This is a genomic window from Pseudomonas sp. Z18(2022), assembly GCF_036346535.1.
GTDB lineage: Bacteria > Pseudomonadota > Gammaproteobacteria > Pseudomonadales > Pseudomonadaceae > Aquipseudomonas > Aquipseudomonas yamanorum_A.
Window position 1 is genome coordinate 242374 of the sequence record NZ_JAOTOA010000004.1, and the last position, 15503, is coordinate 257876.

Here is a 15503-nt window from a genome sequence, read left to right on the forward strand (position 1 = left end):
CTCTAAGGTTGAATCTGTAGGAGAAGTAAAAGGTTGCTGCCGGGTTTTGCTGGAGCACCTGTAAGAACTGTAAGAAAAGAGTCATGTAGCACCGTCATAGTTAAATCGACCGGCACGCATTTGACGCTCAGGAATAACAACAAAAGGCAGTCAGCCATGTTCAAGCATTCGAAAGTTCGTCAGGCGGGACTTATTCTCTTCGCCACTACCCTGATTCTGATCTTGCCCAACCTGACCAAGGTTATTGGGTGATCTCTTCCACTCCACATTCTGCGCAGACACAGCGCCAGGATCGCAGCCTTTGGCAGCACCTTTCGGGATATTGCGCATAGCGATCCCGTCAGGGGCTGCCGTTTTGCGCGCCGATTTCAAGTTGTTTTGCGGTATCTTTAACCCGTATCGCCACTCCAGAACGGGCCCTTCCTTGAAACAGATCATCGTCCTCCTGACCCTGCTGCTGGCTCTGCCGGCGCACGCCGCGCAACTGACCATCGAGCTGGATCACGCCAGCAAAACCTGGGAAACAGCCGAGCTGCTCAAGCGCCCGGACGTGCAGACGGTGCAGATCGTTGATGACGTTTCCTACAAGCGCAACATGACGTATCGCGCGGTGCCGCTGGCAGCTCTGCTACCGGGTATCCAGCCGGAAAACCATCTGCAGGCGGTGGCCCTCGACGGCTTTGCTGCTGAATTGACGGCGGCGCCGCTGTTGTCAAAAAGCGGCGCGCGGGCGTGGTTGGCAGTGGAGGATCCGGCGCATCCCTGGCCGCCGCTCGCAGATGGCAAACCCGGCGCCGGGCCGTTTTACCTGGTGTGGACGGACCCGCAGGCCGGAAATATCAGCCCTGAGCAATGGCCGTTTCAGATCTCCGGGATCAAGCAATTGAAGACGGTTGCGGAGCGTTTTCCGGCGTTGTTACCGGACCCGAAACTGGCGGCGAATGATCCGGTGAACCAAGGGTTCGCGCTGTTTCAGAAGAACTGCCTGGCGTGTCATCGCCTGAACGGCGCGGGCGATGCGCAGGTGGGGCCGGACCTGAATATTCCTTACAACCCCACCGAATATTTTTCCGGTGATTTCCTCAAGCGCTACATCCGCGACCCGCAAAGCATGCGCCACTGGCCGCAAGCCAAGATGCCGGCGTTTGCTGCCAGTGTGCTGCCGGATGCGGACCTGGACCTGCTGGTGGGGTATTTGAAGCATATGGCAGGCAGAAAGCAGCCTTAAGGCTCGGGTAAACCTGTGGCGAGGGAGCTTGCTCCCGCTGGGCTGCGCAGCAGCCCCCAATCAGACAATCACATTTCTCCAGATAGAACTCGGGGGCAGGTTTTGGGGCCGCTTCGCAGCCCAGCGGGAGCAAGCTCCCTCGCCACAAAAAGCTTTCCTGGCACAGAGAGCTTTCCTGCTGCAGAAAGCGCCCTCTCTCTCCCGGAATCCTACTGCTGCTGCACCGAAATCACCGGCGTCGGCGCCACAAATACCTTGGCATGCATCTGCTCATGCCCGCCCCCACGGCGCATGCCCCGCACCGGGCAAGCGTCGAGGTAATCCAGGCCCACCGCCAGCTTCAAATGCCGCTCCGGCCGGGCCAGTTGGTTGGTCACGTCAAAGCTGTACCAGGCGTCATCCAGCCAGGCTTCGGCCCAGGCGTGGCTGGCCAGGTGCTCGCAGTCTTCACTGTACAAGTACCCCGACACATACCGCGCCGGAATCCCCAGGCTGCGGGCGCAGGCCAGGAAGGCGTGGGTGTGGTCCTGGCAGACCCCGGCGCGCCCGGCAAATGCTTTGGCCGCACAGGTGTCGACTTCGGTGGAGCCCGGCGAATAGGTCATGTACTGGTTCAGCGCGTGCATCAGGTCGATCAGCGCGCTGCGGTCGCGGCGTTGATGGCAGTGCTTTTCGGCAAAGCTGCGCAGGGCGTCGTCCGGCTCGGTCAAGCGGGTACAGCGCAGGAACGGGAAGGCCGACTGGCTTTCATGCTCGGCCTCGCGCAATTCGTCGATGTCCACCTGGCCACGGGCGCCGATGATGATGGCTTCGTGGGGCTCGTCCAGGGTCAGCACATGCAGGATGTTGCCGAACGGATCGAGTTGCGCCCGCACCGGCCGGGGCAGGTCCAGCTGCCAGCTGAGGACATGCTGGCGCTCGCTGTCGTGGGGCGTGAGGCGCAGGTACTGGATGCTGGCGCGCACCTGGTCTTCGTAGTGGTAGGTGGTTTCGTGGCTGATGGAAAGTCTCATGCCGCCTCCAGGTAGGAACTGTAAATAGCATCACCCAGCTCGCGCACGAGGGGGATGAAGTCGGTCAGCCAAGCGTGCAGGCCTTCCTCGAGAATTTCGTCGATGGCGGTATAGCGCAGGCGCGCGTCCATCTCGGCTGCCAGGCGCTGGGCCGGGCGACCGTTGATGCCGGGCAGGCTGGCGAGGATCTGGTCGATCTCTTCACTGCAGGCCCGCAGCGAACGCGGCACATCGGCGCGCAGCAGCAACAGCTCGGCGACTTGCCGGGCGCCGGGGGCGTCGCGGTAGATCTCGGTGTAGGCCTCGAACGACGACAACGCCCGCAGCAACGCACTCCACTGATAGTAGGCGTGGGCCGTGCCATCGGTGACCGCTTCGGCCTGGTCGCCGGCCATTTCGTAGCGGGCATCCAGCAGGCGCAGGGTGTTGTCGGCGCGCTCGATAAAGGTACCCAGGCGAATAAAACGGAAGGCGTCGTTGCGCATGATGGTGCCGTAGGTGGCACCGCGGAACAGGTGGGAGCGTTCCTTGACCCATTCACAGAAACGGCTCATGCCGTAGCGGCTCAGGCCTTGCTGGGCGATGTCGCGAATTTCCAGCCAGGTGGCGTTGATGTTTTCCCACATGTCGGCGGTGATTCGCCCACGCACGGCATGGGCACTGGCTCGTGCAGCGCCGAGGCAACTGTAGATGCTGGCCGGGTTGGCAGCATCCAGGGCAAAGAAGTGCAGCAGGCGCTCGGCGTGCAGTTCACCGTGGCGCTCGCGATAATCGTCGAGGGTGCCGGTGATCAGCAACGGCATCGCCAGTTCATGCAGGCCATCACCGCGCCCGTCCTGGGGCATCAGCGACAGCGAATAACTGACATCGAGCATGCGCGCGAGGTTTTCCGCGCGCTCCAGATAGCGCGACATCCAATACAAATCCGAGGCAGTTCTACTCAACATATTTCAATCCTCGACCACCCAGGTGTCTTTGGTGCCGCCGCCCTGGGACGAGTTGACCACCAGCGAACCTTCCCGCAGCGCCACACGAGTCAGGCCACCGGGGACTACGCGGGTTTCCTTGCCTTGCAACACGAACGGGCGCAGGTCGATATGCCGCGGGGCGATGCCGTTTTCGACAAAGGTCGGACACGTCGAGAGGCACAGGGTTGGCTGCGCGATGTAGGCGTGGGGCTTGGCCTTGATGCGTGCGCGGAAGGCTTCGATTTCTGCCGCCGTGGCTGCCGGGCCCACCAACATGCCGTAACCACCGGAGCCTTGGGTTTCCTTCACCACCAGTTCCGGAAGGTTGGCCAGCACGTGGGACAGTTCGCTGGGATTACGACACTGGAACGTCGGAACGTTCTTCAGGATCGGCTCTTCATCCAGGTAAAAACGGATCATCTCGGTGACGAAGGGGTACACCGATTTGTCATCCGCCACCCCGGTGCCGATGGCATTGGCCAGTACCACATTGCCCGAACGATACGCCGCCAGCAGGCCGGGCACGCCGAGCATGGAGTCCGGGTTGAAGGCCAGCGGGTCGAGGAACGCGTCGTCGAGGCGACGGTAGATCACGTCCACCGCCTTGGGGCCGTCGGTGGTGCGCATGAACACCCGGTCATCGCGCACGAACAGGTCGGCGCCTTCCACCAGTTCCACGCCCATTTCACGGGCCAGGAACGCATGTTCGAAGAACGCACTGTTGAAACGCCCCGGAGTGAGTACCACCACACTGGGGTTATCCAGCGGGCTGGAGCTTTTCAGAGTGTCGAGCAACAGGTTGGGGTAGTGATCGATCGGGGCGATGCGCTGGGCGGCAAACAGTTCGGGGAACAGGCGCATCATCATCTTGCGGTCTTCGAGCATGTAGCTGACACCGCTGGGGGTGCGCAGGTTGTCTTCGAGGACGTAGTAAGTGCCGTCGCCATCGCGTACGAGATCGACGCCGGAGATGTGGGAATAGATATCGCGGTGCAGGTCCAGGCCCTGCATCGCCAACTGATATTGCTCGTTGGCCAGCACTTGCTCGGCGGGGATGATCCCGGCCTTGATGATGCGTTGTTCGTGATACAGGTCGGCGAGGAACATGTTCAGCGCCTTGACCCGCTGGATGCAGCCGCGCTCGACGATCCGCCATTCACTGGCCGGGATGCTGCGGGGGATCGTGTCGAAGGGAATCAGGCGCTCGGTGCCTTGCTCGTCGCCATACAGGGTGAAGGTGATGCCGGCCCGGTGAAACAGCAAATCGGCTTCGCGCCGGCGCTGGGCCAGCAGTTCAGGGGGCGTCTCGGCCAACCAGCGGGCAAATTCGCGGTAATGGGGGCGCACCTGCCCTGCCCCGTCGTACATCTCATCGTAATAAGTGCGGATCATGCCGTACTCCTTGTCACCCGGACGCAAGAACCATCGCAAGGCCCGTGCCAGCGGCATAAACACTTAAGTATCAATCAGTTGGATATAGGCTCAGCGCTCACCGCACCGTCCCGGTGCAGCAAATACCCGCTGTCATGGGCGGCGCCTCATTGCAATGCAGGCCATGACTATCAACAGCATAGTCAGAGTTGATTTCACTGCCCGGCAAACCCTGGGGATAATCGCGCTCATCAGCTGAACAGGACACCTCCTACAGCTAAATCTTTTTCTCAAGGGGTAACGTGATACGGGATGTACCGATCGGTTCCCCTTCTGCCCGATCTTCCCTTTGGCCACCCTGCTCGGGTGGCTTTTTTTTGTGCAGGATTTTTCCCGCGCCAGAAACAAAAACGGCCGACCCAAAGGTCAGCCGATACGCTGTGTTGTTGTTCATGCCGCTACATGGGTAACCCACGCACCTCCTGTTTCACGCCCCATCCCTCGATGATTCCGCCCAAGGGCTCGACCACCGCCTCAAAGTCCTGCTCGAAGTCTCCTATGCCGTCGTAGGTGGCGAACATGATTTTGCTCAGTTCCAGGTACCAGGCGCCGTCATCCCGCGCGCTGACCTGGGCATTCAGCGATTCCCCACGAAACCGACCCGCAGCCCGGCGCGCACGTTCCTCATCCGGGAAAATGGCGTAGAACTCGATGGGGTGGAAACGAGAGAAGTCAAAGCCGCCCTCTTTCATGCGGCGCAACACGTTGGTGCTGATGTCTTCTTGATAGGCTGTGCTCATGAAACGTCCTCCTCAAACCGATGGATAGACTTTCCGTGCTTCCCAAGGCCCGCGCTGCAAGGGCGCGGGTGTTACGGCAATGAAGTCGCCGCCGGGAGACAAGCATGTAGCTGACAAGACCAGACCTTAGCGATTCATTCGCTGATCTCCATTGCAGAGTAGCGCGAAGCTATCAGCTCCACCAGAGGCTGTTTAAACACGTACAGGAAATGTTCAGGCGGCGGGAGAAATGTCGAGGATCTGAATACTGTTCTGGTCTTTCAGACTTTTTACCGTGGGCTCGGCCGTGCGGCCTTCCAGGTCGTTGAGGTCCAGTTCGGCAGCCACTGGCAGCAACTTCGCCCGGATCATATGGGCAGCCTCTTCAAGGCTTGGCTTTTCGCCGCAGACGAACTGCTCTACGGACTTCACGCCATGATCATCAACGAAGGTAATTTTCCACGTTTGCATCAGTGCCTCCTCGATAAAACCCATGGGTGGGCTTACATCTATCTGGACCTTGAGGGCTCGAAGATCGTTCCACTCAAGGCAGGAGGCACCTGATCAGCTGTTGTTATTTCTCAGCGTGTTCCTTCAGGGCTTTCAAGGTGTTGAACGGGGCGTCCACCACAAATTTGTTGGCCAGCCACGACGGCACGCTGCCACCTGGCTCGGTGTGCACCTGGTAGGTGACTTCGGTCAGGTTGTCGCCCTTGGGCACCAGTTTCCAGTAACCGTCCACCTGGGCCACGCGCACATAGCCTTTGACTTCCGGCTGGTAGGTCGGCACTTCCAACAGCTTGCGGGTCACGCTGCCGTCGGCGGCCTTGGTGGTGGTGATTTCCAGGATCGAGTCACGATCGGTCACCGGGAACGGTGCCTTGAACTGGGTGTAGGTCCAGCTCTTGTCGCCTTCCTGCTTGAGGAGTTTCTGCGACTTGCATTCGTGGATCCAGGAACAGGCCCCCGCCACGTCTTCCTGCAATGCCTGGATCTTGGCCAGCGGTGCCTTGATGGTGGTCACACCGCGATAAGCCTTGTACTTGGAGCCGGCGATTTCGCTCAAGGAGACTTTGATACCGTCTTCATCCTTGGCCGTCTGCCAGTCTTCAGCGTGTGCAGCAGCAGCAAACAAAACGGTAAAACCGCACAACACCGCAACTCGTTTCAGTGAACCCATGGTCTTATTCCTTATTGTTGAAGTTCAGTACTTTGAACAGCCCACTAAGCCGCCGTCATCTGTTCCCACCAGCCGATCAACCTGATCGCTTCTTCCTGGCTGTTGCCACAGACCTCGAGATCCGCCTGGAACGAACTGCACACCGCCGGCCGCTCAGGCTGGCCAAACAACTGGCACAGTTGTTCGACCGACAGATGCAGGCAGCGTTCGCCCGCAGGTTTGCCAGCCGGCATTCCCGGTAATGGAGAGCTGATGGATGGGGCAATGCAGCAAGCGCCACAGCCTTCACGGCATTTCATGACGAACAGATCCTCGACAACTCAGTGTTGATGGCCACGTAAGACTACGCCCTTAAACAGACGTTTTAAATTGGCTTAACAGGGGTTTTTAACCGAAAACAAAAGTGACTGACCAGTCTGCGACAGAAGGTCAGGAGTACGCGTCACGTTTACTCGTCGGGTTTATTGCTTGAACTGGAAATCCAGTGCCGCGCCTTCCACTTCGCGCCGTTCTTCGTTGCGCAGTTGCAGCTGCATTTCATTGCTGAGCAGGCGCCCGTTGATCTGGAACGCGCTGTTGTCAGTGGGCTTTTCGGCAAACATCGGCGGCAGCAGCGGCACATTCTTCGGCTGCGGCATGGTGCCGAGGGGTTGCAGGTGGCGAACCATGTTCGACGGCAGGCTCAAATCCAGCTCTGCTGGCGGCAGCTGAGTCTTGGCGACTTCGTGGGCCGATTTGGATTTGCTGGCGATAGGCGCACGCTTTTTAGCCGGTGCGGCTTTCTTTGCCGGTGCTTTCTTGGCCACCGGCGCCTTCTTTGCGGGAGCCACTTTTTTCGCCGGCGCCTTTTGCTGAGTGCTGGCAGCAGGCGCTGTTTCACTGGCGGGAGCCGCCACGACGGCACCAGCGTTACACAGGCTTAACACGCAGATCAGCAGTGCAGCAGGAAAGGTATAAGTCATATCGCCAGCAGCATTAACGGCAGAAGGCCATATGCTCGCTTGTTGGGGCCAGCATGACAAGCATGCTAAATAGCCAGCTACCCTTTATGTCCCCTTTCCACGCCTCAAAAACCGGCAGCAGTCTCCTGACACAACTGGCTCGCCAGCATGCCGAGGGTCATCAATGCGCGCTCGGCCTCGCGGTTCCACGGCGTGCCGCAGTTCAAGCGAATACAGTGGTTGAACTGTTCCGTATTACTGAAGATCAGCCCCGGTGCAATGCTGATGCCCTGCTGCAAGGCGCGTACGTGCAGTTCCTGGGTATTGACCCGCCCTGGCAAACTGACCCACAGGATAAAACCGCCGGTCGGACGGGTCATCTGGGTGCCTTCGGGGAAGTACTGCTGTACCGCGAGCTGGAAAGCGCTGAGGTTCTTGCGGTATTCCTGGCGGATATAGCGCAAATGCCGGTCATAGCCGCCGTTTTCCAGATACGCCGCGGTGCCCATCTGGGTCACGCTGCAGGCAGAATGGGTGCTGAACATTTGCAGGCGCTGGATTTCCTGCTGGTACTTGCCGGCGATCATCCAGCCGATGCGGATGCCCGGTGACAAGGTCTTGGAGAAGCTGGAGCAATAGATGACCCGGTCCAGGCGGTCGTAGGCTTTCAGGGCCTTGGTGCGGCCCAGCTCGAACATCAGCTCGCCATAGATGTCGTCTTCAACCACCTGGATATCGAAATCCGACGCCAGGCGCAGTAACTGTTTCTGCCGCTCTTCGGGCATGGTGCCGCCCAGGGGATTGCTCAGGCGCGTGGTCAGCACCAAGGCCTTGATCGACCATTGGTTGGCCGCCAGTTGCAGGGCTTCCAGACTCATGCCGGTGGCCGGGTCGCTGGGGATTTCAATGACCTTGAGGCCCAGCAGATCCGCCAGTTGCAGCAGGCCGTAATACGTCGGCGATTCGGCGGCGATCAGGTCGCCGGGCCGCGTCAGCACCCGCAACGACATCTGCAACGCATCCACGCATCCGTGGGTGATCACCACTTCGGACGGGTCGACCACTACGCCGGCATCCCGCATACGGATCGCCACCTGGCGCCGCAGCGGCTCAAAGCCGGGGCTGAACATGTAGCTGAACGCCCGCGGGCTCTGAAAGCGCGTGACCTTGGCCAGTTGCTGATGCAGCGCACGCACGGGCAAGTAGTCAACGCTGGGCACGGCGGCGCCCAGCGGGAACACGCCTTCGCGACGGGACTCCACCAACACCTGTTGAATGATGCTGCTGCGGGTGACCAACCCTGGACGCTCGACCCGTGCGATGTCCGGCGTGGGCGCGGTAAGCGCCGGCGTCTGGTGCACGTAGTACCCGGACTGCGGCCGCGCGCGAATCAAACCCTGGTCTTCCAGGTTCGCGTAGGCCTGCAACACGGTGGCGTGGCTGACGTTGAGCTGGGAGCTCATTTTGCGCACCGAAGGCACGCGCTCGCCCGGTTGATAGACACCGCGGCGGATATCCTCAGCCAGTTGCTGGGCGATACGTTGGTAAAGCAACAGATTGGTCATGACGCAGCACTCGATTTCACGGGTATTTTATTTTTGTGTGAAACATACCGGCACAGTTTAGAAGTGTACGGGGACAGTTGCCACAATAGTCGAGCACGGGCGGCAGTGATAGAAAAAACTGTAAGGGTGGTGAACTGAATTGCGGGCACAAAAAACCCGATCATTGATCGGGCTTTTTGAAACGCCATCTCTCGTACACCACAAAACTCTTGTAGGAGCTGTCGAGCTTTAGCGAGGCTGCGAAGGGATCGCCACGGTGTACCTGGAAGACCGCAGCGCCTGCATCGCGGGCAAGCCCGGCTCCCACAGGGATCAGTGTGCAGCCTGAGCATCTGGTTCAGCGGGCTGCGCCCAGCTGGCCTTTCTCGTCGGAGAACACAATCTCTACCCGGCGGTTCTGCGCCCGGCCCCGCTCTGAAGCGTTGGCTTCAACCGGGTACTGGTCGCCGTAGCCTTCTACCTGGATGCGGCTTTCATCGATGCCCAGGTCATTCAGCACGTCCGCCACCGCCTGGGCGCGGTCCCGGGACAGTTTGAGGTTTTCCGGCCCGCCACCGGTATTGTCGGTGTAACCCTCGATACGCACCCGGCGCTTGGGGTTCAATTGCAGGAACTGTACGACCTTGAGCACCGTGCGGTTGGCCGAGTTTTGCAGCTCTGCCTCGCCCGTGTCGAACAGCACGTCGCCCAGGGTCATCACCAACCCACGATCGGTTTGCACGGTGGTCAGGCTGGCGATCTGTGCCTCAAGCCATTTGCCCTGTTGCTGCACGCTGCTCAGCTTGGCTTCCCGCAGGGCCAGTTGCAGACGCTGGCGTTCCAGCTCGAGCTTGACCCCGCGCTCCTGGTTGAGCGCCTGCTCGGTGTGTTCCCGGGCAATCGCGCTATAGCGCTGGCTCAGGTAGGCGTAATGCGCCACATCGGCGCCGCTGCCCCAGAAGCTGGAGAAACGCTCGGCGCGGGCCAGGGATTCACCGGCGCGTATCACGTCCTTGGGCGCGATACGCAGCACATTCGAATCTTCCTTGACCTTCTGGAAGTCACCGCTCGCCTGTTGCAAGGCGAGGTTACTGTCGGGATGCGTCGCGCAACCGCCAAGCACACTGCCCAGCAACGCCACACAGCTCAACCCTCGGATCAGCGAGCTCATTGGGCATCTCCCAACTGCAGTTGCTTGCGCAGGCGGGTGATACGGGTGTTGAGCACGTTCAGTTGCTCCTGGCTTTTGCGGGTCAGCACCCGGGCTTCTGCCAGGCGGGCGTCCAGCTCGGCTTCTTCAGCCTGCATGCGGGCGTCCTTATAGGATTGATCGGCCATGTCGGCCTGGGCCTGGGTAAATTTGTCTTCAGCCAGTTTCAGCTCGGGCGAGTCAGCAGCGACGGCGCCCACGGCGTTGGCTTGTTCCAGGGCTTGCTGGGTCAGGCGCATTTGTTCATTCGGCGCAGGATCGGCTGCACATCCCGCCAGAGCTACAACGGCGAGGGCCGCGAAAAGAGGTCGAATAGTCACTGAAAATCCCTACTTTGTTGGGGTGCCGACGGGTTGCTGCAACTGCGCTTTCCAGCGCGCAAGATTGCTCTGCAGCGCGGTTTCCGCCAGACCGGACGCGGGCAATTCTGTCATCTTTTTGGCGAGCTGTCCGCGCAACCACGGATCGTTGCAGGCGGAGTTGTGGGAAATCGCCAGGTACAGGCCCGGCTGGTCGATGGGCACTTCGCGCGCCATCAGGTCGTTGCTCATGCCCAACGTCTGGGCCATGGCCATGCCGGAATAACGTCCGGCGAGCACGTAGTCCACTTCCCCCAGCAGCAGTTTCTGGAACGCCGGGGTCAGGCTGGGCAGGCGTTGCAGGCTTAGTTGCTCACCGGCGAAAGTTTCGAAGTCACGGCTCAGGCGCGCCCGTTCCGACACCGCGCCCTTGTAGCCATGCAGGTCGCTGGCCTGGTTGTAGGCCAGGGCCGAATCCTTGCGGGTCCAGACCAGGTAATCGGTTTGCACCAGCGCCGGGTGGATGTAGTCGAGGGCGTCCAGGGCGTCGAGGGTCAACGGCGCATCGGCGAGGATGTCCATGCGCCCGCTGCGCACTTCCTCCAGCGCCAGGGAGCGTTTGCCGCCGTACAGCAGGTCGATTTTCACGCCGATGTCCTTGGCCACTTGCTGCAATATGTCGGCGGTGGCGCCGATCAGGTGCGTGGGGTCCTGGGGATCGCGCCACAGATAAGGCGGTGCGTCCGGGCTGCCGGTGATCACCAGGCGATCACATTTGCCGGCGGCCTGCGACACTGTTGGCAGCAGCGACAGTCCCAGTAGCAGGGCCCAGAGGCGCAATTCCATGGCGTGGTTCTCCGTCAGTTATTTGTAGGAGCGAGCTTGCTCGCGAAGGTCGTTAACGATAACGCTGGGTGCCTGGCTTAACGCGGCGCTCTCAGGTTTTTCGCGAGCAAGCTCGCTCCTACAGAAAGTCGTGGTTGGGGCAAAAAAAAGCCCGGTCAAAAGACCGGGCTCTTTATAAGTGAAGCGGCTGGATTAGACCAGCTTCTCCAACTCGGGTACGGCTTCGAACAAGTCCGCCACCAGGCCGTAATCAGCCACCTGGAAGATCGGCGCTTCTTCGTCCTTGTTGATCGCAACGATCACTTTGGAGTCCTTCATACCGGCCAAATGCTGGATCGCGCCGGAGATACCGACCGCGATGTACAGCTGTGGCGCGACGATCTTGCCGGTCTGGCCGACCTGCATGTCGTTCGGTACAAAACCTGCGTCGACGGCAGCGCGGGAAGCGCCGACCGCAGCGCCCAGCTTGTCGGCCAGGGCGTACAGGTGCTTGAAGTTGTCGCCGTTCTGCATGCCGCGACCGCCGGAAACGACGATCTTGGCAGCGGTCAATTCCGGACGATCGGACTTGGCCAGTTCTTCGCCAACGAAGCTGGAAGTGCCAGCGTCGTGGGCAGCAGCCACAGCTTCAACCGCAGCCGAACCACCTTCGGCAGCAACCGGGTCGAAACCGGTGGCACGCACGGTGATGACTTTTACCGAAGCAGTGGACTGCACGGTAGCGATGGCGTTACCGGCGTAGATCGGACGCTTGAAGGTGTCGGCGCTTTCGACCGAAACGATCTCGGAGATCTGGTCAACGTCCAGCTGCGCAGCAACGCGCGGCAGGATGTTTTTGCCGTTGGAAGTGGCGGCAGCCAGGATGTGGCTGTAGCCAGCGCCCAGCTCTGCAACCAGCGGGGCAACGTTTTCCGGCAGCTGGTGAGCGTAGGCCGCGTTGTCGGCAACCAGTACTTTGCTCACACCAGCGATTTTTGCAGCGGCTTCAGCCACGGCGCCAACGTTCTGGCCGGCGACCAGGACGTGGACATCACCACCGATTTTGGCGGCAGCGGCCACGGTGTTCAGGGTGGCCGGGGCCACAACCTTGTTGTCGTGTTCTGCGATTACCAAGATAGTCATGATTAGATTACCTTCGCTTCGTTTTTCAGTTTCTCGACCAGTTCAGCCACCGACTTGACCTTGATGCCCGCGCTGCGTGCAGCCGGCGCTTCGACTTTTACGGTCTTGTTGGTGGAGGCGGTGGAAACGCCCAAAGCATCCGGAGTCAGCACTTCGAGAGGCTTCTTCTTGGCTTTCATGATGTTTGGCAGGGACGCATAACGCGGCTCGTTCAAACGCAGGTCGGTGGTGACGATGGCTGGCAGTTTCAGGGAAACTGTCTGCGCGCCGCCGTCGATTTCGCGGGTCACGGCAACCTTGTCGCCGCTCACTTCGACTTTCGAGGCGAAGGTGCCCTGGCCGTAACCGGTCAGTGCAGCCAGCATCTGGCCAGTCTGGTTGTTGTCGCTGTCGATGGCTTGTTTGCCGAGGATCACCAGCGATGGCTGTTCCTTGTCGACAACAGCTTTCAACAACTTGGCAACGGCCAGGGAAGTCAGCTCTTCAGCGGATTCGACGAGGATGGCGCGATCGGCACCCAGCGCCAGGGCGGTACGCAACTGCTCTTGAGCAGTGGTCGGACCGATGGAAACGACGACGATTTCAGTCGCAACGCCTTTCTCTTTCAGGCGTACGGCTTCTTCCACGGCGATTTCGCAGAAAGGGTTCATCGACATCTTGACGTTAGCGAGGTCGACGCCGGAATTGTCCGCCTTGACGCGAACTTTCACGTTGTAATCGACAACGCGTTTGACAGCTACAAGAACCTTCATGGATTCCTCGTTACTCTCCGGTGAAAAGAAAGTCGCCTAGGCGAACCTGGCGGTTGATGCTCATCGGCACACAAGGGCACCTCCAAAAACTTCGGCGGATGACCTTGCTCACGGGAAGTGATGACCGTTCGTCAGTGGTGACCAAGAAGTCATTCTTTATCGCAGCGTGTAAACTGCGCGCCATCGTTTGGGCGCGCGTCACCTGTCTTGCTTTTGGACGTGCTCTTGAAACCTGCAGTCTGCCTACGGTAAGCGCAAAACCGACCGTATATTGACCGGAACACCTATTCTGGTCAATACGGCAAAATAGCCAGTCATAAGCCGCGCCTCTTTGATTTACCTAGCCTGCGGGCAATTCAAACAAACGTTTGTATTGGACGCTGGGAGTGGTGTAGATATAATGCGCCACCTAGAGAGAAAGGTGGGTCGTCCCCTGCCCCTTGCATGAGATTTCTGCAGGCATTGTGGGACGAATCACCGAACCTCCACCCATTAGAAAAAAAGCCGTTGAGCCTTGAGTAGGAGATAGCCTGTGGAACGCGAATACATGGAATTCGACGTGGTCATCGTCGGCGCTGGCCCGGCAGGCCTGTCTGCCGCCTGCCGATTGAAGCAGAAGGCCGCCGAAGCCGGTAAGGAAATCAGCGTCTGCGTGGTCGAAAAAGGCTCCGAAGTCGGCGCTCACATCCTGTCCGGTGCCGTGTTTGAACCCCGCGCCCTGAACGAATTGTTCCCGGACTGGAAAGAACTCGGTGCGCCGCTCAACACTCCTGTTGTGCGTGATGACATCTATGTACTGCGCTCCAGCGAAGCTTCCACCAAGGTGCCAGACTTCTTTGTGCCCAAGACCATGCACAACGAAGGCAACTACATTATCTCCCTGGGCAACCTGTGCCGCTGGCTCGCCCAGCAGGCCGAGAACCTGGGCGTGGAAGTCTACCCGGGCTTCGCCGCCCAAGAAGCGCTGTTCGACGAGAACGGCGTGGTACGCGGGATCATCACCGGTGACCTCGGCGTCGACCGTGAAGGTCATCCAAAAGAAGGCGTCTACACCCCGGGCATGGAACTGCGTGGCAAATACACGCTGTTCGCCGAAGGTTGCCGCGGGCACATCGGCAAGCAACTGATCCAGCGTTTCAACCTGGACAGCGACGCCGACGCCCAGCACTACGGCATCGGCCTGAAGGAAATCTGGGAAATCGACCCGGCCAAACACCAACCGGGCCTGGTGGTACACACCGCCGGCTGGCCGCTGGACATCATGAGTGCCGAGAACACCGGTGGTTCGTTCCTCTATCACCTGGAAAACAACCAGGTGGTGGTCGGTTTGATCGTCGACCTGTCCTACAGCAACACCTTCCTGTCGCCGTTCGACGAGTTCCAGCGCCTCAAGCATCACCCGGTGCTGGCCCAGTACCTGGAAGGCGGCAAGCGCATCAGCTACGGCGCCCGCGCTATCTGCAAAGGCGGCCTGAACTCGCTGCCGAAAATGGTCTTCAAGGGCGGCGCGCTGATCGGTTGCGACCTGGGCACCCTGAACTTCGCCAAGATCAAGGGCAGCCACACCGCCATGAAGTCCGGCATGCTCGCCGCTGACGCCGTGGCCGACCGCCTGTTCGCCGAATCCGAAGGCGGCGACGAACTGACCGCTTACGTCGACAGCTTCAAGAACAGCTGGCTGTACGAAGAACTGTTCGCCAGCCGCAACTTCGGCCCGGCGATGCACAAGTTCGGCCCGATCATCGGTGCCGGCTTCAACTGGTTCGACCAGAACATCCTCGGCGGCAAAATGCCGTTCACCCTGCACGACACCAAGCCGGACTACGCCTGCCTGAAGCTGGCCAAGGACAGCAAGAAAATCGACTACCCGAAACCCGACGGCAAGCTGAGCTTCGACAAGCTGAGCTCGGTGTTCATCTCCGGTACCAACCACGAAGAAGAACAGCCGTGCCACCTGAAGCTGAAAGACCCGAGCATCCCGATCGGCACCAACCTGCCGCTCTACGATGAACCGGCGCAGCGCTACTGCCCGGCCGGCGTGTATGAAGTGATCACCAAGGAAGACGGCGAGAAGCGCTTCCAGATCAACGCCCAGAACTGCGTGCACTGCAAGACCTGTGACATCAAGGACCCTTCGCAGAACATCACCTGGGTGACACCGGAAGGTGCGGGTGGGCCGACTTACCCGAATATGTAAGGTATTGGCTTGAACAAAAGGCTCCCGAATGGGGGCCTTTTTTGTGGCCCATT

General features: G+C 60.0%; 16 protein-coding genes. 2 read left to right on the forward strand and 14 right to left on the reverse strand.

Going from position 1 to position 15503, the window contains the following annotated elements; all coding sequences use genetic code 11:
• The first annotated feature begins 424 nt into the window (after window positions 1–424).
• Window positions 425–1228, forward strand: a complete 804-nt coding sequence (locus tag V3W39_RS11940) for a c-type cytochrome (RefSeq protein WP_177077320.1) — start codon at window positions 425–427, stop codon at window positions 1226–1228.
• A gap of 209 nt (window positions 1229–1437) precedes the next feature.
• On the opposite strand, the gene V3W39_RS11945 is transcribed toward V3W39_RS11940, so the two are convergent.
• The 14 genes from V3W39_RS11945 to V3W39_RS12010 all read right to left on the reverse strand — a co-directional run bounded on the left by V3W39_RS11945 (window position 1438) and on the right by V3W39_RS12010 (window position 13253).
• Entirely contained in the window at window positions 1438–2241 is an 804-nt protein-coding gene (locus V3W39_RS11945; RefSeq protein ID WP_010165966.1) for a transglutaminase family protein, read from the reverse strand.
• Complete coding sequence (locus V3W39_RS11950) at window positions 2238–3188, reverse strand: alpha-E domain-containing protein (RefSeq protein WP_177042992.1); 951 nt, start codon at window positions 3186–3188, stop codon at window positions 2238–2240. The genes V3W39_RS11945 and V3W39_RS11950 overlap by 4 nt, the downstream gene beginning before the upstream one ends.
• A 3-nt stretch (window positions 3189–3191) precedes the next feature.
• Entirely contained in the window at window positions 3192–4601 is a 1410-nt protein-coding gene (locus tag V3W39_RS11955) for a circularly permuted type 2 ATP-grasp protein (RefSeq protein ID WP_177042991.1), read from the reverse strand.
• A 437-nt stretch (window positions 4602–5038) separates the two neighbouring features.
• On the reverse strand, window positions 5039–5380 hold the full coding sequence (locus V3W39_RS11960) for a ribonuclease E inhibitor RraB (RefSeq protein WP_003193463.1): 342 nt from the start codon (window positions 5378–5380) through the stop codon (window positions 5039–5041).
• 213 nt (window positions 5381–5593) lie between these two features.
• Window positions 5594–5830, reverse strand: coding sequence for a hypothetical protein (locus tag V3W39_RS11965; RefSeq protein WP_177042990.1), 237 nt, complete (start codon window positions 5828–5830; stop codon window positions 5594–5596).
• Window positions 5831–5933: 103 nt separating this feature from the next.
• The gene (locus tag V3W39_RS11970; RefSeq protein WP_177042989.1) at window positions 5934–6539 is read right to left on the reverse strand and encodes an START domain-containing protein; all 606 of its coding nucleotides are present in this window, start codon (window positions 6537–6539) and stop codon (window positions 5934–5936) included.
• Between the two features lie 44 nt (window positions 6540–6583).
• Window positions 6584–6838: a YkgJ family cysteine cluster protein gene (locus V3W39_RS11975; RefSeq protein ID WP_201125060.1), complete on the reverse strand. Its 255-nt coding sequence runs from the start codon at window positions 6836–6838 to the stop codon at window positions 6584–6586.
• A 162-nt stretch (window positions 6839–7000) separates the two neighbouring features.
• Window positions 7001–7501: a translation initiation factor 2 gene (locus V3W39_RS11980; protein WP_177042988.1), complete on the reverse strand. Its 501-nt coding sequence runs from the start codon at window positions 7499–7501 to the stop codon at window positions 7001–7003.
• A gap of 104 nt (window positions 7502–7605) precedes the next feature.
• Complete coding sequence (locus V3W39_RS11985) at window positions 7606–9045, reverse strand: aminotransferase-like domain-containing protein (RefSeq protein ID WP_008434911.1); 1440 nt, start codon at window positions 9043–9045, stop codon at window positions 7606–7608.
• 337 nt (window positions 9046–9382) lie between these two features.
• Complete coding sequence (locus V3W39_RS11990) at window positions 9383–10195, reverse strand: OmpA family protein (protein ID WP_177042987.1); 813 nt, start codon at window positions 10193–10195, stop codon at window positions 9383–9385.
• The gene (locus V3W39_RS11995; RefSeq protein WP_177042986.1) at window positions 10192–10554 is read right to left on the reverse strand and encodes a DUF4398 domain-containing protein; all 363 of its coding nucleotides are present in this window, start codon (window positions 10552–10554) and stop codon (window positions 10192–10194) included. Before V3W39_RS11995 ends, V3W39_RS11990 begins: the two co-directional genes overlap by 4 nt.
• 9 nt (window positions 10555–10563) lie before the next feature.
• Window positions 10564–11379, reverse strand: coding sequence for a substrate-binding periplasmic protein (locus V3W39_RS12000; protein ID WP_177042985.1), 816 nt, complete (start codon window positions 11377–11379; stop codon window positions 10564–10566).
• A gap of 192 nt (window positions 11380–11571) precedes the next feature.
• Window positions 11572–12501 (reverse strand): electron transfer flavoprotein subunit alpha/FixB family protein, encoded by a 930-nt coding sequence (locus tag V3W39_RS12005; protein WP_169385996.1) that lies wholly within the window; start codon window positions 12499–12501, stop codon window positions 11572–11574.
• Between the two features lie 2 nt (window positions 12502–12503).
• Complete coding sequence (locus tag V3W39_RS12010) at window positions 12504–13253, reverse strand: electron transfer flavoprotein subunit beta/FixA family protein (protein WP_004371224.1); 750 nt, start codon at window positions 13251–13253, stop codon at window positions 12504–12506.
• A 532-nt stretch (window positions 13254–13785) separates the two neighbouring features.
• On the opposite strand from V3W39_RS12010, the gene V3W39_RS12015 reads away from it, so the two are divergent.
• Window positions 13786–15450, forward strand: coding sequence for an electron transfer flavoprotein-ubiquinone oxidoreductase (locus tag V3W39_RS12015; protein ID WP_177077323.1), 1665 nt, complete (start codon window positions 13786–13788; stop codon window positions 15448–15450).
• Window positions 15451–15503 lie beyond the last annotated feature (53 nt).